General features: G+C 70.0%; 17 protein-coding genes and 2 pseudogenes. 12 read left to right on the top strand and 7 right to left on the bottom strand.

Going from position 1 to position 23,994, the window contains the following annotated elements:
• Positions 1-33 precede the first annotated feature (33 nt).
• Complete coding sequence (locus tag ACTWQR_RS01840) at positions 34-405, bottom strand: SAM-dependent methyltransferase (RefSeq protein WP_443225067.1); 372 nt, start codon at positions 403-405, stop codon at positions 34-36.
• 197 nt (positions 406-602) lie between these two features.
• On the opposite strand from ACTWQR_RS01840, the gene ACTWQR_RS01835 reads away from it, so the two are divergent.
• The 9 genes from ACTWQR_RS01835 (at position 603) to ACTWQR_RS01795 (ending at position 12,628) form a co-directional block, all read left to right on the top strand.
• Positions 603-1,967, top strand: a complete 1,365-nt coding sequence (locus ACTWQR_RS01835; RefSeq protein ID WP_443225066.1) for an amidohydrolase — start codon at positions 603-605, stop codon at positions 1,965-1,967.
• Positions 1,957-3,006 (top strand): LacI family DNA-binding transcriptional regulator, encoded by a 1,050-nt coding sequence (locus tag ACTWQR_RS01830; protein ID WP_443225065.1) that lies wholly within the window; start codon positions 1,957-1,959, stop codon positions 3,004-3,006. Before ACTWQR_RS01835 ends, ACTWQR_RS01830 begins: the two co-directional genes overlap by 11 nt.
• Before the next feature lie 83 nt (positions 3,007-3,089).
• On the top strand, positions 3,090-3,839 hold the full coding sequence (locus ACTWQR_RS01825; RefSeq protein ID WP_443225064.1) for a glutamine amidotransferase: 750 nt from the start codon (positions 3,090-3,092) through the stop codon (positions 3,837-3,839).
• Positions 3,839-4,591, top strand: a complete 753-nt coding sequence (gene deoD, locus ACTWQR_RS01820; RefSeq protein WP_443225063.1) for a purine-nucleoside phosphorylase — start codon at positions 3,839-3,841, stop codon at positions 4,589-4,591. Before ACTWQR_RS01825 ends, deoD begins: the two co-directional genes overlap by 1 nt.
• A gap of 114 nt (positions 4,592-4,705) precedes the next feature.
• A complete protein-coding gene (locus tag ACTWQR_RS01815) occupies positions 4,706-5,797 on the top strand; it encodes a BMP family lipoprotein (RefSeq protein ID WP_443225062.1) in 1,092 nt (363 codons plus the stop codon).
• Positions 5,798-5,813: 16 nt separating this feature from the next.
• Positions 5,814-7,427: an ABC transporter ATP-binding protein gene (locus ACTWQR_RS01810; RefSeq protein WP_443225061.1), complete on the top strand. Its 1,614-nt coding sequence runs from the start codon at positions 5,814-5,816 to the stop codon at positions 7,425-7,427.
• Positions 7,424-8,545: an ABC transporter permease gene (locus tag ACTWQR_RS01805; protein WP_443225060.1), complete on the top strand. Its 1,122-nt coding sequence runs from the start codon at positions 7,424-7,426 to the stop codon at positions 8,543-8,545. Before ACTWQR_RS01810 ends, ACTWQR_RS01805 begins: the two co-directional genes overlap by 4 nt.
• Positions 8,542-9,477 (top strand): ABC transporter permease, encoded by a 936-nt coding sequence (locus tag ACTWQR_RS01800; RefSeq protein WP_443225059.1) that lies wholly within the window; start codon positions 8,542-8,544, stop codon positions 9,475-9,477. Before ACTWQR_RS01805 ends, ACTWQR_RS01800 begins: the two co-directional genes overlap by 4 nt.
• A gap of 163 nt (positions 9,478-9,640) precedes the next feature.
• A complete protein-coding gene (locus ACTWQR_RS01795; RefSeq protein ID WP_443225058.1) occupies positions 9,641-12,628 on the top strand; it encodes an esterase-like activity of phytase family protein in 2,988 nt (995 codons plus the stop codon).
• 16 nt (positions 12,629-12,644) lie between these two features.
• Here ACTWQR_RS01795 and ACTWQR_RS01790 read toward each other — a convergent pair whose 3' ends face one another.
• A complete protein-coding gene (locus ACTWQR_RS01790; RefSeq protein WP_443225057.1) occupies positions 12,645-13,097 on the bottom strand; it encodes a YbhB/YbcL family Raf kinase inhibitor-like protein in 453 nt (150 codons plus the stop codon).
• A gap of 181 nt (positions 13,098-13,278) precedes the next feature.
• Between ACTWQR_RS01790 and ACTWQR_RS01785 the strand changes: the two genes are divergently transcribed.
• Positions 13,279-16,401, top strand: coding sequence for an FAD-binding and (Fe-S)-binding domain-containing protein (locus tag ACTWQR_RS01785; protein WP_443225056.1), 3,123 nt, complete (start codon positions 13,279-13,281; stop codon positions 16,399-16,401).
• Positions 16,402-16,434: 33 nt separating this feature from the next.
• On the opposite strand, the gene ACTWQR_RS01780 is transcribed toward ACTWQR_RS01785, so the two are convergent.
• The 3 genes and pseudogenes from ACTWQR_RS01780 to ACTWQR_RS01770 all read right to left on the bottom strand — a co-directional run bounded on the left by ACTWQR_RS01780 (position 16,435) and on the right by ACTWQR_RS01770 (position 18,934).
• Positions 16,435-17,133 (bottom strand): peptidoglycan-binding domain-containing protein, encoded by a 699-nt coding sequence (locus ACTWQR_RS01780; protein WP_443225055.1) that lies wholly within the window; start codon positions 17,131-17,133, stop codon positions 16,435-16,437.
• Positions 17,134-17,374: 241 nt separating this feature from the next.
• A pseudogene (locus ACTWQR_RS01775) lies at positions 17,375-17,635 on the bottom strand (SAM-dependent methyltransferase); the annotation flags it as partial.
• Positions 17,636-17,710: 75 nt separating this feature from the next.
• Positions 17,711-18,934, bottom strand: a complete 1,224-nt coding sequence (locus ACTWQR_RS01770; protein WP_443225054.1) for an RNA-guided endonuclease InsQ/TnpB family protein — start codon at positions 18,932-18,934, stop codon at positions 17,711-17,713.
• Positions 18,935-19,007: 73 nt separating this feature from the next.
• On the opposite strand from ACTWQR_RS01770, the pseudogene tnpA reads away from it, so the two are divergent.
• Positions 19,008-19,377 (top strand): annotated as a pseudogene (tnpA, locus tag ACTWQR_RS01765) (IS200/IS605 family transposase).
• Positions 19,378-19,564: 187 nt separating this feature from the next.
• On the opposite strand, the gene ACTWQR_RS01760 reads toward tnpA, so the two are convergent.
• Complete coding sequence (locus ACTWQR_RS01760; protein WP_443225053.1) at positions 19,565-20,077, bottom strand: hypothetical protein; 513 nt, start codon at positions 20,075-20,077, stop codon at positions 19,565-19,567.
• A gap of 248 nt (positions 20,078-20,325) precedes the next feature.
• Entirely contained in the window at positions 20,326-22,557 is a 2,232-nt protein-coding gene (locus tag ACTWQR_RS01755) for a hypothetical protein (RefSeq protein WP_443225052.1), read from the bottom strand.
• Between the two features lie 480 nt (positions 22,558-23,037).
• Here ACTWQR_RS01755 and ACTWQR_RS01750 point away from each other — a divergent pair, with 480 nt between their 5' ends.
• Positions 23,038-23,958 (top strand): LLM class flavin-dependent oxidoreductase, encoded by a 921-nt coding sequence (locus ACTWQR_RS01750; RefSeq protein WP_443225051.1) that lies wholly within the window; start codon positions 23,038-23,040, stop codon positions 23,956-23,958.
• Positions 23,959-23,994 lie beyond the last annotated feature (36 nt).

Genomic DNA, 23,994 nt, shown 5'->3' with positions numbered 1-23,994 from the left:
GGCTGTTCTGCGTTCGCTCGCATGGGATGAGGCTCACTGCTCGGATCGTCGGTCGGCAGGGAGACGGTCTCGGCGGGCACCTTGGCATAGTGCGGAGAAGGTGAGTCCCACCGCAGGGTCGACGCCGTGCTCCTCGACCAGTCGGCGCAGGAGACTGCCCCAACCGCAGCCGACGTCCAGCACCCGTCCCGCGCCGACGGCGTGCGCGGCCTCGGCGAAGTGGTCGAGCTTGTGGAGCTGGGCCGTTTCCAGGGTGTCGCCCTCCTGCCACATGCCGTACGAGTAGACGAGCGCGGGCCCCGGGAACAGTCGGTAGAAGTCACCCAGGAAGTCGTAGTGCTGGACGATCGCCTCCGGTGAGGCGCCTTCGTAGGTCGCGGGACTCTTCGATCCGGATCCGCACACGACCGTCACCACCACCTCGATTCGGGAGTGGGACTTCGAGTACCCCCTTGGCGGCGCCGGGAACTCACCGTTCCAGTACGGTCACACCCTGCAGCACTTCCCGTGGACCATGAGGACGGGACCGTCCTCGGTACCGCGAGCGGCTCCCAGAAAACCGGGGATTGTGCAAAACGTTTTGGATATCTAGCTTGTGCCGCATGAGCGACAGAACGCCTCCGTCGACCGGCCGCCTCCTGGTGAGGGGCCCTGACGTGCTGCGGGTCCCGCCGGAGGGCGAGTGCGAGGTGCTGCGGGCGCGGGACATCGTGGTGGCGGACGGCCTCATCGAGGAGATCCGGCCGACCGACGCCGCCGACCCGGGCCACGCGGCGGACGTGATCGACGGGCGTGGGCTACTGGCCGTTCCGGGCCTGGTCAACGCGCACACGCACAGCCCCATGGTGCTGATGCGCGGTGCTGCCGAGGACGTGACGGTCGAGGAGTGGTTCAACGACCGCGTCTGGCCGATGGAGTCCAACCTCACCGCCGCCGACGTGCGGCTCGGGGCCCGGCTGGCCTGCGCGGAGATGATCCGTTCCGGGGTGACCACCTTCGCCGACCACTACTTCTTCCCCGAGCAGATCGCCGAGGCGGTCGCCGAGACCGGCCTGCGGGCCGACATCGCGCCCACGTATTTCAGCAGCCGGGGTGCGGAAGCCCTGGAAGCCACCGTGGGGTTCGCGGAGGCGTGGCACGGCGGAGCCGGGGGCCGGGTGACCGTCTCGCTCGGGCCGCACGCCCCCTACACGGTCGACGACGGCGATCTGCGGACCCTGGCCGCGCACGCGCGGCGGCTCGACCTGCGCGTGCACATTCATGCCGCCGAGCACCTGGAGCAGACGCAATCCAGTGTGGCGCGGCGTGGCATCACACCGGTCCGAGTGCTGCACGAGACGGGGATCCTGGACGCCGGCGCCCTGATCGCGCACGGCTGCGGAATCGTCGAGCAGGACCTGCCGCTGCTGGCCGAGTACGCGGACACGACGGCCGTGGCCTGCTGCCCCAAGGTGTATCTCAAGCACGCCCTGTCCCCGCTCACCCCGGTCCGCGACCTGCTCGACGCCGGAGTCGCGGTCGCCGTCGGCACGGACGGTGCCGCCGGCCACAACACGCTCGACGTGTGGGAGGCGCTGCGGCTGGTCGCCCTCACCCAGAAGCAGGCAGTACGGGACGCCACCTGGATGACCGTCTCCGACACCCTGCGGCTGGCTGTGCGAGGAGGAGCCAGAGCCCTCGGCCTGCAGAAGGAGATCGGCGCGCTGGAGCCCGGCATGCGCGCCGACATCGTCCTCACCGATCTGTCGGGACTGCACTGCCGTCCGCTGCACGATCCGCGCGCCGCACTGGTCTACAGCGCCCGCGCCAGTGACGTACGGACGGTCGTCGTCGACGGCCGCGTCCTGATGCGCGACGGCCGCCTGCTGACCGTGGACGTGCCCGCGCTGCTGGACGAGGCCGACGCCCGCGTGGCCCGGATCCTCGACACCTCCCACGGAAGAGCGGTGCAGCACTATGACCCGTGAGCCCTACGGGACGCCTGGGCATTCCACGGTACGCAGACCAGCATCCATAAAGGACGTGGCCGCGGCGGCCGGGGTCAGCGCCACCACCGTCTCCCACGTACTGAGCGGCAACCGGCCGGTCAACGAGCACACAGCCGCCCGGGTGCGCAGCGTCGTCAACCGCCTCGGCTACGTCCCGGCCTCCCTGGCCCGCAGCCTCCAGGCCGGGTCCACCTCGGTGATCGGCCTGCTGATCCCCGACATCAGCAACACCTTCTTCGCGGAGCTGGCCAAGGGCGCCGAGGACGCCGCCCACGACCTCGGATACGGGCTGATCCTGTGCAACACCGAGTTCGACCCCGAGCGCGAGGACCGCTATCTCGGCATGATCCGCAGCCGGTTCATCGACGGCATGGTGTACGCCTCGGGGTCCCCGCCGTCCCGGCGGAGGCTGGAGGCGCTCATGGGCAAGTTCCCCATCGCGCTCGCCGACGAGGAGGTCGAGGGCCTCGAAGGCGCCCTCATCGCCACCGCCGACCACGAGGCGGGCGGACGGCTGGTCGGCGAGCACCTGCGGTCGCTCGGCCACCGCCGGACCCTGATGCTGACCGGTCCGCGTGGTCTGAAGAGCAGCCTCTCCCGGGCGAACGGCTTCGTACGGGCCTTCCGGGGCGAGGTCGTCGAGCGCGTCGGTGACTTCAAGGAGGACTCCGGATACCGCCTCGTCGCCGAACTCCTCCAGGACGGCGGTCTCCCCGAGGACTGCACGGCCGTGTTCGCCGCCAACGACCTGATGGCCTTCGGTGCCCTCCTGGCACTGAGGGAGGCAGATCTGTCGGTCCCGGACGACGTCTCGGTGGTGGGCTTCGACGACATCCGGGCGGCCTTGCTGGCTCATCCGCCCCTCACCACCGTCCACCAGCCGGCCTACGACGTGGGCCGGACCGCGACCGCGCAACTCCTCCAGTACGTCACCCGGGGCGAGGTCCCGCCCGCGTCCCGGCACACCCTTCCCGTCGAGCTGAAGGTACGCGGCAGCACCGCGCCCGCCGCCCGCTGACCTTTCCCTGCCCCCAACTGCCCCGCGTTGCGCGAAGTTGCCGTGCCGCGCGGCAATTCCCCCTGCCTGAAAGGCGGTTCGCCATGCCCAGAGTGCTCGTTGTGGGCGAGTCCTGGTTCACGTACACGGTCCACCAGAAGGGCTTCGACGCCTTCCACAGCTCCGAGTACACCGAGGGCGGAGGCGTCTTCCTCGACGCGCTCCGCTCGCGCGGCCATGAGGTGACCTACGTGCCCTCGCACGAGATACCCAGCCGGCTTCCGGCCTCCCCGGACGGCTTCGACGCGTACGACGTCGTGGTCATCAGCGATGTCGGCGCCAACAGCTTTCAGCTCCCGCCCGAGACCTTCAACCGGTCCGTTCCCTCGCCCGACCGCTCGGAGCTGGTACGCGCCTTCGTGGAGCGGGGCGGCGGGGTGCTGATGATCGGCGGCTATCTGACGTTCAGCGGCATCGACGCCCGCGCACGGTGGGGGCGGTCTCCGCTCGCCGCCGCCCTGCCGGTGGTGATGGCGGACCGCGACGACCGGGTGGAGCTGCCCGCCGGAGCCGTGCCCGAGGTGGTGGGCGAACACCCTGTCGTACGGGGACTGGAGCGGAGGTGGCCCGTGCTGCTCGGTCTCAACGAGGTCGCCGCGCGGCCGGAGGCGTCACTGCTGGCCAAGTGTGCCGGGCATCCCCTGCTCGTCGTCGGCGGCCACGGCACGGGCAGATCCGCGGCGTTCACCTCCGACGTCGCACCGCACTGGGCGCCGCCGCCGTTCCTGGCCTGGGAGGGGTACGCCGAGTTGTGGGACCGGCTGGTGCGCTGGCTCGCGGGATCGGAGCTGTGATGCCCGACCGGGCGGGCACGTCCGTCACCGGCACACCTCACATCGCGGCCGCCCCGGGCGACTTCGCGCCGCTCGTGCTGATGCCGGGGGATCCGCGCCGGGCCCGGCGGATCGCCGAGACGTTCCTGGAGGACGCACGGCAGGTCACCGACGTTCGCGGGATCCTCGGCTACACCGGCAGCCACCGGGGCGTGCCGATGTCGGTCCTCGCCTCCGGCATGGGCGTCCCCTCGGTGTCGATCTACGCGACCGAGCTGTTCCGCCACTACGGCGTGCGCAGGATCGTCCGGGTCGGGACGGCCGGCGCACTCCCGGAGTCGGTCGCGGTTCGGGATGTGGTGATCGCCTCCGCCGCGCACACCGACTCCAGCCTCAGCCGCATCCTGGTCGACGGCGTGACTCTCTCCCTCGCCCCCTCGTACCGGCTGCTGCGGGCGGCGGCGGATGCCGCCGAGCGAGAGAAGCCGTCGAGCGGCGGAGCGGTGCACATCGGGCCGGTGTTCACCAGCGACCACTTCTACCTGGACCGTCCTGCCCTCTACGAGGCGCTGGAGCGCCGAGGCACGCTGGCGGTCGAGATGGAGGCGGCGGGACTGTACGCCGTGGCCTGCGCGGAGGGCGGCGAGGCACTCACCGTGCTGACCGTCTCCGACCACCTCCGGGCGGGTGAGGCCCTCACCGCCGAGGACCGCGAGACCTGTTTCGAACGGGCGCTGCGCATCGCCGCCACGGCACTGCTCACCGATGTCTGAAATTCCCACGGTAGAAATCAAATAGAAACCGGCGAAGGTAGCCAAAACGTTTTGCACTTTCTACTGTCAACCCATCCACTGACCCGGGCGAACACAGTGATCAGGAGATCGATGATGCGATACGGAAGAAGCGCCGCCCTCGCGGTGACAGGGATGCTCGCACTGACCGCGTGCGGAGGATCGGGCGGGGAGAAGTCCGGCGACGCCTCCTCCGACAAGCTGCGCATCAAATTGGTGATCAATGGCGGGCTGGGCGACAAGTCGTTCTTCGACTCCGCCTACGAGGGCCTGAAGAAGGTCGAGAAGGACCTCGACTACGACCTGAAGGTGGTCGAGCTGGGCTCCGACCGCACCAAGTGGGAGCCCGGCTTCGAGGACGCCGCCTCGGCCGACGACTACGACATCCTCGCCGCCGGCACCTTCGAGGTCACCGAGTACATCGGCGAACTCGCCCCGCAATTCCCGGACAAGAAGTTCTGGCTCTTCGACGCACCGGTCGACTACAGCGGCAAGAACGGCACCTGTTCCAACAAGTGCGAGAACGTCTACTCGGTCACCTTCAAGCAGAACGAGGGCGGTTATCTCGCCGGATTCCTGGCCGAGAAGCTGGTGGCCGCGAAAGCCCTCAAGGGCACCGGATCGCAGAAGAAGGTCGGCGTAATCGGCGGGGTGAAGATCCCGATCATCGAGGACTTCGTCGTCGGTTTCAAGGCGGGTTTCAAGGCCGCCGGCGGAAAGAACTCCGACGTCCTCGTGCAGTACGTGGGCGGCGACAAGCCGTTCGGCGATCCGGCCAAGGGCAAGGAGATCAGCACGGCGATGTACGGCCAGGGCGCCGCGCTGGTGTGGCCGGTCGCCGGACTGTCCGGGCTCGGCACCTTCGAGTCGGCCGTCGCCGCCAAGCGGTACACCTTCGGTGTCGACTCCGACCAGTACCAGACGCTCACGGACCAGGCGCAGAAGGACACCGTCGTCACATCCATCCTCAAGAACGTCGGCACCGCCCTGTACAAGGCCGCGCGGGCGGACCAGAAGGACTCCCTGAAGTACGGCGCCGTCGACACCGTCGGTCTCGCCGACGACGCCGTCGGCTATGTGAACGACGACCACTTCATGGAGCTGGTGCCCGAGACGATCCGTACCGAGGTCCAGGAAGCCGCCGACAAGGTCAGGTCCGGCTCCGTCACGGTCCCCAGCGCCTTCTAGCCGAACGGCCTCGATGATGAACGAACCAACCCCGCCCGACTGGGGCAAGGACGGACCGGCCGTCGCCGCCCGCGCGGTCACCAAGACCTACGCCAACGGGGTACGGGCGGTGCGCGGCGTGGACCTGGAGGTCCCGCCCGGTGAGATCCGGGCGGTCGTCGGCGAGAACGGCGCGGGCAAGTCCACGCTGATGAAGTTGTTCTACGGCCTGGAGCAGCCCACCGCCGGTGAGGTCCTGATCGGCGGGCGGCCCCGCGTACTGCGCGGCCCGGCCTCGGCGATCGCTCTGGGTGTGGGCATGGTGCACCAGAACCTCATGCTGGTGCCGTCGTTCACCGTCGCGCAGAACGTCGTCCTCGGCGTCGAACCGGGCCGTCGCGGTCTGGTCGACGCGAAGGCCGCCCTGGAGACGACCGCCCGCCTCGCGGAGGAGTCCGGACTCGCCGTCGACCCCAAGGCCCGTATCGACGAGGTGTCCGTCGGGATGCGGCAGCGCACCGAGATCCTCAAGGCGCTCCACCGGCAGGCACGCGTGCTGATCCTCGACGAGCCCACCGCCGTGCTCACCCCGCAGGAGACCGAGGACCTGTTCGCCGCCGTGCGCCGGCTGCGCGACGGCGGGATGACGGTGCTGTTCATCTCGCACAAGCTGCGCGAGGTACGGGAGATCAGCGACCAGGTCAGCGTGATGCGCGCCGGCTCCCTCGTGGGCACGGTCGCCACCGCGGACGCCACCGAGCGGTCGCTCGCCTCCATGATGGTCGGCCGCGACCTTTCCCTGGACGTGGACCGATCTCCCGCACGCCCCGCGGAAGTCACCCTGCGGGTACGGAGTCTCGGGTACGAGGCCCCGGTCGGCCAGTCCCTGCACGGCCTGGACTTCGACGTGGCCGCCGGGGAGATCGTCGGCGTGGCCGGCATCGAGGGCAACGGCCAGAGCGAACTCGCCGAGATCCTGGCCGGGTTGCGCCGAGTGACCTCGGGCACCGTCCACGTCGGCGGCACCGAAACGGCCGGTCTCGATGTGGCGGGTCACCGCCGGGCCGGCGTCGGCTACGTACCGGAGGACCGGCTGCACAACGGCGCCGCCCTCGACGCGTCGATCGCCGACAACCTCGTCGTCGACCGCCACGACCGGCCGCCCCTCGCCCGCCGTGGGGTACTGCGTCCCGGTGCCGTACGCGCCCATGCCGACCGGCTGATCGACGAGTACGCCATCCTCACGCCCGACCCGTCGGTCCCGGTACGGGCGCTGTCCGGCGGCAACATGCAGAAGGTGATCGTCGCCCGCGAACTCTCGGCGGGGCCTCGGTTGTTGATCGCCTCTCAGGTCACCCGCGGGGTGGACATCGGCGCGATGCGGTTCATGTACGAGCGGCTGGTCGCCGCGCGTGACGCGGGCGCCGCCGTCCTGCTGATCTCCGCCGACCTCACCGAACTCCTGGCCCTCTCCGACCGGTTGCTCGTCCTCAAGGACGGCCGGCTGGTCGCCCGGTTCGACGACACCGCCGGCCTCACCGAGAAGCGGGTCGGCCTCTACATGCTCGGCGTCGAGCAGCACGACCACGACCGCCTCACAGCCGGACTGAACGACGTACAGGACCGGGAAGACCAGGGGGAAGCCCCATGACCACCACCCCCATGACCCTGATCGAGACCGAGGACCGACGCCAGTACCGGGCGACCCGGCGCCGCGACCTCGCCGTCGACCTCAGCATGGCCCTGGCCACGATCCTGGCCGCCCTCGCCATCGGCTTCCTGGTCATGCTGGTCACCGGCAACGACCCGGTGCGGGCGTACGAGGTGATGCTCACGGGCCCGTTGGAACGCTCCTTCCGCGTCGGCCGCTGGCTGGAGGACGCCACCACGCTCACTCTGCTCGGACTGTCGGTCGCGATCCCCTTCCGCGCCCGGCAGATCAGCCTCGGCGCCGACAGCCAGGTCTACGCGGGGGCGCTGGCGGCCGCCACCGTCGCGATCTTCCTGCCGCTCCCGGCGGTCGCCGCCGTGATCGTTCCGATGGTCGCGGCCGCCGCCGCGGGTGCCGGAATGGGCCTGGTGCCCGGCGCGATGAAGGCACGTCTCGGCGCGAACGAGATCGTGGCCACGCTGATGCTCAACGCCATCGTCATCCGCGTCTACGACTACCTGGTCAACGGTCCGCTGAAGGAGCCCGGCAGCAGCGCCGTGCACTCGAAACGGATTCAGGAGGACTCCGCGCTCACCCCGCTGAGCGACTGGTTCGGCACCCCGATGGGCCGGGCCAACGTCGGTCTCGGGCTGATGCTGCTCACCGCCGTCGCGCTGTGGCTGCTCATCACCCGTACCTCGCTCGGCTATCGCATCCGGATGACCGGCGCCAACCCCGACTTCGCGGCGTACGGCGGTATTCGAGTGCCCCGGGTCATCGAGTGGAGCTTCGTCATCGGCGGCGCCGTCGCCGGCCTGGCCGGAGCCCATCTCGTCCAGGGCGTGTACGGGCGGCTCGAACCCGGCCTCGCCGGAAGCCTCGCCTTCGAAGGGATCGTGGTGGCCCTGCTGGCCAGGAACAACCCGCTGGTCGTGGTGGTCGCCGGACTCTTCTACTCCTACCTGCGCGCCGGGGGCGACATCATGGAACAGCAGACGGACGTGGGCACCGAGATCGTGGTGGTCATCCAGGCGGTCATCGTGCTGCTGGTCACCGCCCAGGCGCTGCCGGACCTGCTCAAGCGCCGGATCGCGCGCAGGCAGGTGGGCGTCCGATGAGTTCCGTACTCGACGTCGTCCTCAGCAGCGCCTTCCTGGCGGCCGTGCTGCGGGTCGCCACGCCGTATCTGCTCGCCGCGTTCGGCGGACTGGTCGCCGAACGCGCCGGCATCAGCAACATCGCCCTCGAAGGCCAGATGCTGAGCGCTGCCTGCACCGGGGCGCTGGTCGCCGGGTACAGCGATTCCGTCGCCCTGGGCGCGGTGAGCGGTGTCGCGGTGGCGACGCTGCTGGGCGTGCTGCTCGCCGCGCTGCGGCTGGAGCTGGGCGCTGACGCGATCATCGCGGGCATCGGTCTCAACCTGCTCGCCTCCGGCGGCACCGCCTACGCCGTCTACACCCTCCTCGACGACAAGGGCGGTACCTCCGGCCTGACGAGCGGCACCCTGCCGACGGTCACCCTGCCGGGCATCGAGAGCATCCCGGTGGTGGGCGATGTGGTGAGCGGTCAGAACATGGTCACCTGGCTGGCCTTCCTGGCGGCGCCGTTCGTCGCCTGGCTGTTCTTCCGCACCCGCTTCGGCTTCCACCTGCGGGCGGTCGGCGAGATGCCGGACGCCGCCGCGTCGGTCGGAATTCCGGTCCGCCGTGTCCAGTACACCGGTCTCGCTCTCAGCGGGGCGCTCGCGGGCCTCGCCGGGGTCTTCCTCAGCATGGGGTACGTGTCCTTCTTCGTACGGGACATGACGGCAGGGCGCGGCTTCATCGCCCTCGCGGCCGTCTTCCTCGGCGGTCTGCGCCCGTGGGGCGTCTTCCTCGCCGCGCTCGGGTTCGGGGCGGCGGAGGCACTGGCCGTACAGCTCGGCACGCTGGACGTGCCTCCGCAGTTGGTGTCGACGATCCCGTACGCGATGACGCTGGTGGCGCTCGCGCTGTACGCGTGGCGGCGCAAGCGGCGGGTCGGTTCCGGGGAGATCGCCGCCACTCCCTGACGTCTGCCGCAGCCCTGCGACGCCTCTCCCTCGATCCCGAGGGAGGGGGCCCCGCCCACCCATGCCCATCCACACCCCCCGTCGAAGTCCTGCTCGCCGGGGCGTGCCCTCCCGCGCCCTCGACACATCCGCTCCCCCCTGACTCCTCCCTGGAAGGACCCCCATGCGACACAGACAACGAACTCGCCGCAGACGTGCGCTGCTCGGCGCCCTCACCGCCACCGGACTCCTCGGCAGCCTGTTCCTCGCGAACGGGTTCGCGGCGGAGACCGGAGCGGACGCCTCGGCGAGACCACAGGACGTGCGGCTCCTCGACACTCTCAACGTGCCCGCCGGCACGACGGAGTTCGGTATGCCGTTCGGCGGGCTGTCCGGGATCGACTACGACCGGAAGTCCGGGGAGTACGTCGCTCTCAGCGACGACCGTTCGGAGAACGGCAAGGCCCGCTTCTACACGCTCCGACTACCGCTGGACGGGGCCGCCTTCGCCGATGACAAGCCCGCACTCGACGACCTGACCGTGCTGGACGACACCAGCGGCGAGCCCTTCGCCGCCAAGGCGGTCGACCCCGAGGCGATCCGCTGGACGCCGGGCGACGAGAGCCTGCTGTGGACCAGCGAGGGCGCCTCCGCCTCCGGACAGCCCGCCTTCGTCCGTGAGGCGACCACCTCGGGGGGCCACGTACGCGAACTGGCGCTGCCCGACGCGTACGCACCGGTCAGGTCCGCCTCGGGCACGCTCACCGCGGGCGTCCGCAACAACCAGGCTCTCGAAGGGCTCACGCTCTCCCCGGACGGCGACAAGGTCGTCACCGTCACGGAGAACGCCCTCGTCCAGGACGGCCCCGCGGCCGGGCTCACGGCAAAGAGCCCGTCCAGGCTATTGGTGACGGACCGTCAGACAGGGAAGCCGGAGGCCGAGCACGTCTACGAGGTCGACCCGATCTCCGACGCACCGACCGCGCCGCTGCCGGCCCCGGTCGGTACGTACGCGGCGGACCGGGGCGTCTCCGAGATCCTCGCGATCAACGAGACCGACTACCTCACCGTCGAGCGGTCCTTCGCCTCCGGCGTCGGCTTCGCCATCCGGCTGTACTGGACCAGCACCCTCGGCGCCACGGACGTCAGCGGCAAGGAAGCCCTGTCCGGCTCCGAGAAGCCGATGCCGAAGAAGCTGCTGTACGACTTCACGGCCTCCGGCACCGATGCCGACAACGTCGAGGGCATCACCTGGGGGCCGAAGCTGCCCGACGGCTCCCGTTCGCTCGTGCTGGTCGCCGACGACAACTTCGGCTTCAACGGCAGTGTCACCAAGTTCCATCTGCTGTCGGTCCGTTCGGGAGTGCTGGCGAACCGCACCCCGGACGTCGACGGTGACGGTGTCGTGGGCGCCAAGGACCTGGCGGCCGTCCCCACCGCCGGCGCGGCCGGGGACCTCGACGGCGACGGCCGTACGGACGCCGCCGACGTCCGCCTCTGGATCTCGTACACCCGAGCCTTCCCCACGGCGCAGAAGCCGTCGTCCAGCGTCGACGTCCAGCTGCTGTCCTTCAACGACTTCCACGGCAACCTGGAGCCTCCCACCGGACGCGACGCCAACCTCGGCTCCAAGCTCGACCCGAAGTCCACGCCGGTCGGCGGCGCGGAACACCTCGCGGCCCGGCTGGGGCAGCTCCGGCAGGGCACGGAGGCCTCACTGACCGTCGCCGCCGGCGATGTCATCGGCGCCAGCCCCTTCCTTTCCGGGCTCTTCCACGACGAACCGACCGTCGAGTCCATGGAGAAGCTGGACCTGGACGTCACCAGCGTCGGCAACCACGAGTTCGACGAGGGCACCGAGGAGCTGCTGCGCATGCAGAACGGCGGCTGTCACCCCGAGGACGGCTGCTTCATCGAGGGCGAGCCGTACGACGGGGCGAAATTCCCCTGGCTGGCCGCGAACGTCATCGACCGCGACTCCGGCAAGCCCCTCCTGGCACCCACTTGGACCAAGAAGGTCGACGGGGTGAAGGTCGGCTTCATCGGCATGACTCTGGAGGGCACCCCCGAGGTCACCGGCCAGTCAGGCATCAAGTCCGTGCGCTTCCTGGACGAGGTCCAGACCGCCAACGCCTCCGCACGCAAGCTGCGCGGCCAAGGCGTCGAGGCGATCGTCGTGCTGCTTCACGAGGGCGGTGTGCAGGCCGGATCGTACGGTCAGTGCGACGGCATCTCCGGGCCGATCGTCGACATCGCGAAGAACCTGGACCCGTCGATCGACACCGTGGTGACCGGGCACACCCACCAGCCGTACATCTGCTCGCTTCCCGATCCGGCCGGCAAGCCGCGCCTGGTCACCTCGGCCTCGTCGTTCGGCCGGGTGGTCACCGAGACCCGGCTGACGGTGGACCGCCGTAGCGGGGATGTCGTACGGGAGCAGGTCGCCGCGATGAACCACCTGGTCACCCGCACCGGAGCCAAGGACGCCCAGCAGACCGCGGTCATCGACAAGTGGAAGGCCCTGTCGGCACCACTGGCCAACCGGATCGTCGGAAGCGTCACCGCCGACATCACCCGGTCCGAGACCCGGGACGCCGAGTCCGACCTGGCGAACCTGGTCGCCGACGCCCAGCTCGCCGCGACCTCGGCACCGGAGCGCGGCGGAGCCCAGATCGCCCTGATGAACCCCGGCGGGGTACGGGCGGACCTGGTGTACGCGTCGTCCTCGGGCGGGGAGGCACCCGGCGAGATCACCTACGCCGAGGCCTTCGCCGTACAGCCCTTCGCCGGGTCCCTGGTCTCCGTGGACCTGACGGGGGCGCGGATCGAGAAGATCCTGGAGGAGCAGTTCAACGACTCCGGGACCCGGGCGCCCACCCTCATGCTGGGCGTCTCCAAGGGCCTGACGTACTCCTTCTCGCGTGGCGCCCCGGTCGGCGACCGCATCGACCCGGCGTCGATCAGGCTGAACGGTGAGCCGCTGAAGCCGGACACCACCTACCGGGTGACCGCGAACACCTTCCTCGCGGCGGGCGGCGACGGCTTCACCACCTTCGCCCAGGGCACGGACACCGTCGGCGGCGGAGACGACATCGCGGCCCTGACCGACTTCCTCACCGCCAACGCTCCGGTCGCCCCGCCCGGCACCGACCGCGTGACCGAACTGCCCTGACGACAGCGGTCAGGAGTCAGCGGTGGTACACGCCCACCAGCGTGCCGCTGGCGAGCTCGCGTTTCTCCACGGCCTCGTGGATCTGGTCGGCGGTGGGTGTGTCCGGGAGGACGCACGGCTCCGTGAGGGCGTAGAGACGGAAGAAATAGCGGTGGTCCTCGTCCCCCGGCGGGGGATGAGGACCACCCCAGCCGCGGTCGCCGAAACCGTTGACCAGCTCGGTGCCGCCCGGCGGAACCTGGCCCGTCTCCGCGCCCTCACTGCGGGGGTCGATACCGACCACCACCCAGTGGACGAACGTACCCGAGGGGGCGTCGGGGTCTTCGCACAGCAGCAGCAGTTCGGCGGCACCGTCCGGGACGCCGGACCAGGTCAGCGGTGGTGACTCGTTCTCTCCCTCGAACGCGTACCAGCGCGGCACCGGAGCGTGGTCGTTGAACGCGCTGCTTCTCAGCTCGATACCAGCCATGCGGCCCGGGTACCCACGGCACGGGCCAGGCATACGTCTGTGTCCGTCGTCGCCTGGGTCGACTGGGCGGTCACATGGTCCGTGGCGTCACGGCGAGGTTTCCCGACCGCTCGTCGTGGAACTGGGGCGGAGCAGTACACCAAGCCCGAGACCCCGGAAACCCCGCAGAGGTGAGCCTTCCATGACCCGCGTCGACCTTCCCGTGCCCAGGCTCGCGGGCACCGCCGGCGCCCGGCCCGAGCCGGACCTGGCGGCGCTCGCCCAGGACCTGCGGGCGCGGGTGGCAGGGGAGGTGCGGTTCGACGCCGGTACGCGGGCCACGTACGCCACGGACGCCTCCAACTACCGGCAGGTCCCGCTCGGCGTGGTGCTGCCGCGCACCGTGGACGACGCGGTGACCGCGATCTCCGTGTGCCGGGAGCACGGCGCTCCGGTGCTGTCGCGCGGCGGGGGGACCAGCCTGGCCGGGCAGTGCTGCAACTCCGGGGTCGTGATCGACTGGAGCAAGTACTGCGACCGTGTCGTCTCCGTCGACCCCGAACGCCGTCGCTGCGTCGTCGAGACCGGTGTCGTCCTGGACGAGCTGAACCGGCAACTGGCGCCGCACAACCTCCAGTTCGGGCCGAAGCCGGCCACCCACGCCAACTGCACCATCGGCGGGATGATCGGCAACAACTCGTGCGGGTCGACGGCCCAGGCGTACGGCAAGGTCGCCGACAACGTCCGCCGCTTGGAGGTGCTCACCTACGACGGGCTGCGGATGTGGGTGGGGAAGACCGACGCGGCAGAACTCGCCGCCCGGTGCGCGGCTCCGGGCCGCGAGGGGGAGATCCACCGAGGGCTGGTGGCTCTGCGCGACCGGTACGGCGACGAGATCCGCGCCCGCTACCCGGACATCCCGCGCCGGGTGTCCGGCTACAACCTCGACGCGCTGCTGCCCGAGCGGGGCTTCGACCTCGCGCAGTTGCTCACCGGCTCCGAATCGACCCTGGTCACCGTGGTGCGGGCGGAACTGGACCTCGTCCCGGTACCCCCATGCATCTCGCTGGTCGTCCTCGGCTTCCCCGACGTCGGAGCCGCCGCCGACCATGTACCGGCCGTCGTCCGGCACGGTCCGCACGCCTTGGAGGGCATCGACGAACAGCTCGTCAACTTCGAGGGCAGCAAGCACATGAACCCCGAGGGGCTGAAGATGCTCCCGGACGGAAACGCCTGGCTGATGGTGCAGTTCGCCGCCGACACCCGTGAGGAGGCCGACGCCAAGGCACGCGACCTGATCGAGGCCATCCCGGACGAGGTGGACTCCACCTGGTACGACGATCCCGAGCACGAGCGGCAACTGTGGACGGTGCGCGAGGCGGGGCTCGGCGCCACCGCCCACGTCCCCGGTATGCCGGACACCTGGGAGGGCTGGGAGGACTCGGCGGTACGGCCCGACCAGCTCGGTGACTACCTGCGCGAACTCAAGCGGCTCTTCGAGGAGTTCGGCTACGACGAGCCCTCGGTCTACGGGCACTTCGGGCACGGCTGTGTGCACACGCGCATCCCCTTCGACCTCGCCTCCGCCGACGGTGTGGCCACCATGCGCGGCTTCGTGGAGCGGGCCGCCGATCTCGTCGTACGCCATGGCGGATCGCTGTCCGGCGAGCACGGGGACGGGCAGTCGCGGGGGGAACTGCTGGAGAAGATGGTCGGCCCGGAGTTGGTGGAGGCGTTCGGGAAGCTCAAGGCGCTCTTCGACCCGGACAACCGCATGAACCCGGGCAAGGTCGTCCACCCCTACCGGCTGGACGAGAACCTTCGGCTCGGCGCCGACTACCGCCCGTGGGAACCGCCGACCGCCTTTTCCTACCCGGACGACGAAGGCCGCTTCGCCAAGGCCGCCGAGCGGTGCGTGGGTGTCGGCAAGTGCCGCTCACTGGAGGGCGGTGTGATGTGCCCCAGCTACCGCGCGACCCGGGAGGAGGAGCACTCCACACGGGGCCGCGCCCGGCTGCTGTTCGAGATGGTCCGCAACGACTCCCCCGTGGACGACGGCTGGCGCTCCACCGAGGTACGCGACGCCCTCGACCTCTGCCTGGCCTGCAAGGGCTGCAAGACCGACTGCCCCGTCAATGTCGACATGGCCACCTACAAGGCCGAGTTCCTGCACCACCACTACGCGGGACGCCCGCGGCCGCTCCCCCACTACTCCATGGGCTGGCTGCCGATGCTCGCCCTCCCCGCGTCCCGGCTACCCGGCCTCGTCAACGCCGTCACGCACGCGCCGCTGGTCGCGTCGGCCGTCAAACGGCTCGGCGGAGTCGCGGCCGGGCGCGAACTGCCGCTGTTCGCCCCGCGGCGGCTCACCGACTGGTGGCGCGAGCGTGGCGGGACGCGCGGCGGCGGCCACCGCGGTGAGGTGGTGCTGTGGCCGGACACCTTCACCAACAACTTCCACCCGGAGATCGGCAAGGCCGCGGTGGAGGTGCTGGAGGCGGCGGGATTCCATGTACGGCTCCCCGACCGGCCGGTGTGCTGCGGCCTGACCTGGATCTCCACCGGACAACTCGGCGTCGCCCGCCGCGTGCTGCGCCGCACCGCCCGCGTCCTGAGCGAAGACGTACGGCGCGGCATCCCGGTCGTCGGCCTCGAACCCAGCTGCACCGCCGTCTTCCGCTCCGACGCCCCCGAACTCCTGCCCGACGACCCCGACATCGCCCGGCTCCACGACCGCACGCACACCCTCGCCGAACTCCTCACCACACGCGCCCCCGACTGGCAGCCGCCCGCCCTCTCGGCCCACGCCGTCGTCCAGCGCCACTGTCACCAGTACGCGATCATGGGCTTCGACCCCGACCGTGCCCTCATGCGGCGCGCCGGCATCGACGCCGACGTCCTGGACGCCGGCTGCTGTGGCCTGGCCGGCAACTTCGGCTTCGAGCGCGGCCAAGACAAGGTGTCCCGGGACTGCGCCGAACTCGGCCTGCTCCCCGCGGTGCGCGACGCCGACGACGACACCCTCGTCCTCGCCGACGGCTTCAGCTGCCGCACCCAGATCGAACAGTGCGACACGGGCCGTGCGCCGCTGCATCTCGCCGAGGCGCTGGCCACGGCGCTGCACGCACCACAAGCCCAGCCACAAGAACCCCAGGCACAACAGGTTCATGCCCACCGAACCCCCGCCCCGTCACGTGCCGCCACCACGGCAGTCACCACCGCGGCCACGGCCGCCGCCGGGCTGAGCACAGTCGCCGCGGCCCGCGCGGTGCGCCGCGCCGCCGTCGGAGCCGTGCGCCGCGCCACCGCCGGAAAGGAGGCTTAGCGCCGGCTCAGCGCGGCTTGGCGCACCGTCGCGTCAGGACGCGGTGCGGGACTCGAGGTCGGTGCGGGTGTCGTTGCCGTACACGCCCGTCTCGTCGCCCCGGATGCCGTACCAGAGCTGGAAACGCGCCACCGCGGCGGTCAGCGTGGCGTCGTACACGCCGCTGGTCGTGCCGCCCTCGTACACGTTGGGGATGCGCAGCAGGCGTTCCTGGAGCTCGCTCACCTCCGCGCCGTTGTCGCCCTCTCGGAGGGTGCCGACGCCGTCCGGGTCGGCGGCCCGCGCCGGAGGGGCGGACGAGGCGGCAGGGGGCGGGGCCTGCGATTCGGCGGCGTTCCTGTCCCAGGTGAGCAGGAGGGCGGCGCTGAATCCCACCAGGGCGGCCGCCACCGCGGCGACGGCGATCACCGTACGGCGGAACAAGGACGTGCGCCCGTACGCCGAAACGCGTCCGACCGGGCGGTCGCGCCTGTCGCTCCGGTCGGCCCTGTCGCGCTCGTCGTCCACGACGGGCGGCAGTTGCTGGGTCTCGTCCTCCGTCGCCCAAGGCAACGCTGTTCCTTCGGCCGCCGGTATCGCGACGACTTCGTAGCCCTCGTCCGGGTCGCGTTCCCTCTCCCGCACCTGCCGCACCAGCTCCGACAGGGCTCCTGGCCGACGGGGGCTCAGGACGTGCGTCGGTTCCAGCGCCGACCGGCGCGGCGGCGGCTCGGGGTCGGACGGTGTCGACATCTGCTCTCCCTCCGGGGGGTACTGAGAAGTGATACGGGTACCCCCGCCCGGAAGTTCAGCCTCGGGGACACCGAGTTGATCGTCAGTGGCACGCCCTGAACCGAGGCGCCGACTTACCGGGTGAGCCCCGGCCGAGAGTGTCGGCGGGGCCCACCCCGTACGCGCCCAGGGCGCTCGTCCGGTACGCGTCAGCGGTTCATCGATTACGCGTCGGCGATTGGATCGATTACGCGTCAGCGGCTCAGCGGTTCATCAGGGCGAAGACACCCCACCCCAGATACTCCCGCTGATATCGGACGTGTCGCGCGGGCGCCGTGGTGAGTTCCGCACGCATCTCGTCCGCCAGCTCGTCATCGGGGTGGTCATCCAGCCAGCGCCGCACGGTGAGCCACTGCGGGGCCACGTAACGGTCCCAGCTGTCCTGGTCGGCCAGGACCATCTCGACGACGTCACAGCCGAGTTGGCCGAACAGCTCGATCAGCTCGGGGAGCGGGTGGTAGTCGTCCTTGGTGGTGGCTTGACTTGCTCCTCGGGCTGAAGCCCCAGGATTCTGGCCTTCTCGTCCGTTGCTGTGCCGCTACGCGGCACAGCGTTGGGACGGGGATCCGTGGCTTCCTGCTTCGTCGCGCTGTGCCAGGACTTGTCCTGGTCTGACCTGCGCTCCACAGGCTGTCACCGCCAGTCCGGCGGCCGTTTTGACATTCTTCGCGGCGTTGTGGTCCCGGTCGTGGACCGCACCGCAGGCGGTACAGGTCCAGGTCCGGATGTGCAGGGGTTTGGGACCGTCCTTGGCCCCGCAGGACGAGCAGACCTGGCTGGTCGGTGTGAACCGGCCGATCTTCACCAGGGACCGGCCGTACCGGGCGGCTTTGTACTCCAGCATGTGGACGAATGCCGACCATCCGGCGTCGTGCACGCTCTTGGCCAGTCTGGTGCGTGCGAGTCCTTGGACCGCCAGGTCCTCCACACCGATCGCTTGGTTGTCGCGGATCAGCTGCGTGGAGAGCTGGTGGTGGAACTCCCGGCGGGCGTCGGCCACCTGGGCGTGGGCACGGGCGACCTTGAGGCGGGCCTTCTCGCGATTCTTGCTGCCCTTCTGTTTGCGGGACAGCTCGCGCTGTGCCTTCTTGAGTTTCTTCTCCGCGCGGCGCAGGAAGCGCGGGGAGTCGATCACGCGGCCGTCGGAGAGGACCGCGAAGTGGGTGAGCCCCAGGTCGATGCCGACACTCTGGTCGGTGTCGGGCATGCGGGTGGCGTCGGCGGCCGGGTCGGTGTCGATGACGAAGGAGGCGAAGTACCGTCCGGCCGCGTCCTTGATCACGGTGACCGAGGAGGGCCGTGCGGGCAGGGTGCGTGACCACTTCACCTTGACCACGCCGACCCTGGGAAGGTTCAGCTTTCCGGAATCGGTCACCGACCAGCGGGCATTGGCGGTGAAGCGGATCGACTGCCGGTTGTCCCTGCGGGACTTGAACCGGGGTGCACCGGTCTTTGCGCCCTTGCGCTCGCCTTTGAGGGAGGCGAAGAAGTTCTTGTAGGCGGCCTCGGCGTCGCGCAGGGACTGCTGGAGCACGACGGCGGAGACCTCGCCCAGCCAGGCCCGTGCGTCGGTCTGTTTCGCCTCGGTGATCAGCTTCCTGGACAGCTCACCGGCCGTCGGGAACGCCTGGCCCGCTGTGCGGGCGTCCTCTCTGGCGCGCACCGCGTCGTTGAACACGACGCGGGCACACCCGAACGCCTTGGCCAGTGCAGTGCGTTGGCCGGGGTCCGGGTACAGGCGGAAGCTGTACCTGAGGTGCATGGCGGTCACACTACATAATTGGGTTATGGGTGAGATGTAGAAGATCAGAACTGGCAGACACTGTGTTTTCGTGATGCATGTCCACTTGGTCTTCGTTACCAAGTTCCGGCACAAGGTGTTCACCTATGCTCATCTGACGCGCATGGAGGAGATCATGCAGGTCGGTGTGTGCGGACTTCGAGTGCGAGCTGGTGGAGTTCAACGGCGAGACCAACCACGTCCACCTCCTGGTGAACTTCCCGCCCAAGGCTGCTGTCACCAAGCTCGTCAACTCCCTCAAGGGCGTCTCCTCACGTCGGCTGCGGCAGGAGTTTCCCGACCTGGTACGCCACTGCTGGAGGGCCAACAAGCTCTGGTCCGGCTCCTACTTTGCCGGAACCGTCGGCGGCGCCCCGCTCTCCGTGGTCAAGCAGTACATCGAACAGCAGAACCGGCCCGTGTGAGCACCGCCCGGCGGCGCCGGGACCAGCCATCGTGGTGCTCCGCGTCACGGGTGGTGGACACACACCATCCGGCTCCGCCGGACGAGAATCCGCGACGCTCCGCGTCGCAACCATCAGATTCGCTTCACCACCGGGCTGAAGCCCGATGCACTGCGAATGAATCCCGGCAGCCGCTGCCCGCCGCGCCTCAGCGGAAGTCCACATCCAGTGGAGCGGCCGTGACGGTCGTACGGGGCACCCGGGCGACCAGAGCGAGCAGTTCCTCCCGCTCGGTGCCACTCGGCAGGACGAAGCCGCCCAGCCACTCCTCGGGCTGGGCGGCTTCCGTGGAGAGCGTGAGGGTGTAGCGGCAGCGGCCGGGCCGCTGAGGGACGTAGTGGGCGAACGTCATGAGCGGAAGGCAGCCGGGTCCGGTGGTCGGGTCGAAGGACTCGCCCGGGGCGAGTCGGCGCAGATCGCCGGTCCTGAGCGGTCCGACGAGGGGGTCCTCCGCCGGACCGGGGCGTGCGACGACGCTGTTGTCGTCGACGCGGACGACGGCGGGCCGGTAATGCGGGAGGCGCAGTCCGTTCTCGGAGCCGTCGAGCACGCCCGCGATCCAGAGGGGGCGGTCGCCCGTGTTGCGGATCTCCGCCCGGACGGCGGCCGGGCGGCCGAGGGGCCGAGGGCCGCCAGGCCCGTGCAGGACGAGGTCGAGCATGCGACAGACAGCTCCTCCCTGGTGCCGTTCCGGCGCCGTCCTGATTTCCCGGCCCGCTTCCCAGCCTGATGCCTGGCCCGCTTCCCAGCCTGATGCCCGGCCCGCTTCCCAGCCTGATGCCCGGGCCGTTCCCGGGCCTGGGAACGAGGCTGCCACACCGGCCCGGCGTGGGCACGGCCCGGCGTGGGGCACGGGGAGGGCACTCACGGGCGGAGGGGTCGCCCGTGAGTGCCCTCCTTGAGACGCGGTCAGCTGCCGAATTCGGCGGTGAGCCGCGCCTTGGTGGTGTCGACCTGGTCGCGTACGGCGTCCACGACGTACGGCTTGAACGCGGGCGTGTCGAAGTGCCGCATCAGCCGGTCGAGCGTGGAGTTGGCCTCTTCCAGGTCGCCCTGGCGGGCGTAGGCACGGGCCAGGCGGCGCGTGGCCAGGTTGAGCGTCAGGTTGTCGACGCCCTTGCCCTGTTCGGAGACCTTGACGACCTGGGTGAGCTGCTCGATCCCGGACTTGGGGTCCGGGGGCCGTACGGTCAGCTCGGTCTTGTCCGGGCTCAGACTCTTGAACTCGTGCTCGAAGTTGAGCCCCTTGGCAAGGCGCGCGTACACGGCGAAGGGGTGTGTGCCGTGCCGTTCGATGATCTCCTGGAGCGCGTCGTTGCCGGACCGAAGCGACGGCGAGTCGGAGCCGCGCAGGGCGAGTATCTTGCCCTGCTCCTCGCCCATCATCAGCTCGGCGAGCTGTACGTCCGCCTGGCTGACGGGGTGCCTGACGTTGAGCCGCAGCACCGGCGAGACGATCCGCGAACCGTCCGACGCCAGGTAGGCCGCGCGCAGTTGATAGGTGCCCGGCTGCTCGAAGTAGTGCCCGTCGCGGCCGTAGCCGATGTAGGCACTGCTGTAGATCGCCGGCCTGCCGGTGTCCAGGCGGATCGTCTGGTCCTGATCGACGCAGCGGCGCAGCAGCGGCCGGTAGAGGACGGTGCGGCCGGAAGGCTGCCGGATGGCGATGTTGACGAGTTCGTCGTCCGGGTGGAGGTGGTTGTGCGTGGACCGGCCGCGCAGGTCGGTGGTCTCCAACTTCAGTTCCACGACGACTGGTTCGCCGAACGCGAAGCCGTTCTTGTCCGAGCGCAGAGCGAGCCGGAGTCCGGAGTCGTCGGTGAGCGGCTCGTCGAAGAGCTCGGGTTCGATGTCGGCGGCGCCGGCCGCGAAGGCGTTGGCTCCCATGATGACGTTGCGGTAGAAGCCGTGCCGCAGATGGATCTGCTCGTTGTCGGTGAACTGGAAGGGGAAGGCGCCCCAGTAGGCGGCCGTCCCGCCGTTCCCGTTCAACGGCTGGTAGTTCTGCGCGTAGTTCATCCAGGACAGGTCGGCGAAGCCGTTGTTGCCGCCGAGCGGGACCGGGGGCTGCCCCAGGTTCTTCTGCCAGGAGTGCAACAGGTTGAAGGAGTGGCCGAGTTCATGGACGTAGGTGCGCAGCATGGCGCGCTGTGACTCGGGGTCGTTGCCCTGGACCATGTCGTAGAAGACCGCGCAGCCCTGCCGCTGGAAGGCGTCGGCGGCGTCGAACATGATGCCGCGTACGCCCTCCACGCCTTCATAGCGACTGGCCACCAGCAGCCACAGCTTCCACTGCGGGGTGTTGCGCCACAGGCTGAAGTTGGTCTCCATCGCGGCGTGCAGTTCGGTGTTGGTCCAGCCGTTCCGGCTGTTCGCGATGACGTTCGCGGTGCCGGACACCAGCAGTTCGATACCGGCCTCGGCGTAGGCCCGGGGCACGGTGAGGACACGGGCCGGACTGTTGGCCGGCTGCGGGAGCGAACCGGTGTCGTACGAGAGGAAGGGCACGGCTCCGGTCACGGAGTCCTGCTCCCACTCGACGGTGCGAAAGTACTGCGAGACGTACGGACAGACGTAGGTGGCGCCCAGTTGGCCCGGCGGGCGGAGGAACTCCACGGTCGCGGCGCCCGGCCGCTGGTTCGCCCTGCTCCGCGGGATGGTGACCTGCACGAGCACGTACGCGGTCTGCCAGGTGTAGTCGGCGGCTCCCTTGATGACGACCTTGGTCGCGGTCCGGGAGACGGTGGGCGAGTGCACGATGAAAGAGCCGAAGTACGCCTTCGTGGCGCCGCCGGTGCTGAGGAAGTCACCGCTGACCTTCCGCAGGACCTTCGGGCCGCCGGGCACGCTGTCGACGTCCACGCGCAGGTCCAGTTCGTAGCCGTCGCTACTGCCGCGGTAGCGGCCGCGGGTGGGGCGGAAGGCGGGGATCGCGATGCCGCCGGGCCGCGGGCTCACGGAGACGTCTCCGCTCAGCTCCCCTGCTGGGGGCTGCTGTTCGTCCCCGTTCACTTCGATGGTGCGCTGACCCGTGATCGCGCCCTGGCCGGTCTCCCACTCCTCGGGGAGGGAGGCATCGGCCAAGGGCGCCGCCGAGAAGTCGGCTGTCCCCGTTGTCGGGTCTCCACTGGCTGTCGACATGGCGACAAGTCCTCCGTTCGCCTCAATGCGCCGTTCAGCGGGTGGCGTCCCTTCGACGCCACCCCGGGTCCCGGCCGGCCGGGAGGACTGGTGCGAGCACGTTGGCACCGCGCCCCCGCCGCGTCAACGATCCTTTCCGTTGTCCCGCAGAAATACGACGGAACCCGTTTCAGCAATTCGCTGGGGATTCAGGCGTTCACACGAGGGCCGGCCCGCGATGACCTTCACAGTCCGTGGGCGGCACGGCCGGGAGTACGGAAACAGCGTGGCCGACGTGATCGCGGCGTCGGAGCCGTCCTGACGGAGCCGGCCCGCTGGTCGCGGCATACGAGTCCCGGGCGCAGCCGTACAGACGTCCGATCCGTTCAAGACCGTGGCGGCTCTCTCTGAATAGCGTGATGAGCGTGATGTCCGCACGCCCCCCAGAACGCGCGGACGGAGTCGGGTGGGTCGCGCTGCCCAGGTGGAGAGGGAGTGATCATGAAGGTTGGAATCGGTCTGCCGATCGCCGTTCCCGGACGTCCTCCCCGGGAGGTCAGGCAGTGGGCCCAGGACAGCGAGCGGCTCGGCTTCCATTCGCTGGGGTCGATCGACCGCCTGGTCTACGACATCCTCGACCCGCTGGTGTCCCTGGGGGTCGCGGCCGCCGTGACCGAGCGTGTCCAGCTGTTCACGAGCGTCCTGAACGTCGGCTGGCGTGGCAATCCTGTCCTGTTCGCCAAGCAACTCGCCACGGTCGACCTGATCTCCGGCGGCCGGCTGACCGCGGGTCTCGGCATCGGCGGCTGGCCCGACGACTTCGTGGCGAGCGGTGCGCCGGCGAAAGGCCACGGCAAGCTCTTCGACGACACCCTCACCGAGCTGCGCCGGGTATGGAACGGCGAGGTCAAGGGCGCCTCCGGGCCCACACCACTGCCTGGCGCGGGCCGGCCCCGGCTGCTCATCGGCGGCATCGTCAAGGCGGGTTACGCCCGGGCGGCCCGCTTCGGCCAAGGCTGGGTGGCGCCCGTGCTGGGCCGGGAGCTCCTGGCGAACGGGGTGAAGGCCGTCGGCGAGGAGTGGGCGAGGGCCAACCGCCCCGGCCGACCGCAGATCCTCACCGCGCGCTACTTCTGCTGCGGCCCGGACGCGGAGGACGTCACCTCGGAGTACGTGGCGCACTACTACGGCTCCGAGGAATCGCCGTACTACGGGCCTGTCCGCGCCGACTGCCTCGACTCGGACGAGCGCCTCCACGACGAGCTGAGCGCCTTGTCCCGCGCGGGAGTCGACGACCTGGTGCTGTACCCGGCGAACAGTTCCCTGGCCCAGGTGCACCTGCTGGCCGAGGCGCTGGAGCGGGTGGGTGCCCGGCGCGATCCGACCTTCGAGTTCAACGCCGACCTGGGGCCCCCGGCCTGAACGACGGAAGAGGCGGAAGAGACGGAAGAAGGGAAC

Source organism: Streptomyces sp. 2A115 (genome assembly GCF_052245575.1).
Classification (GTDB): domain Bacteria; phylum Actinomycetota; class Actinomycetes; order Streptomycetales; family Streptomycetaceae; genus Streptomyces.
The sequence above is the reverse complement of the archived record's forward strand: the minus strand, read 5'-3'. Positions and strand labels throughout refer to the sequence as shown.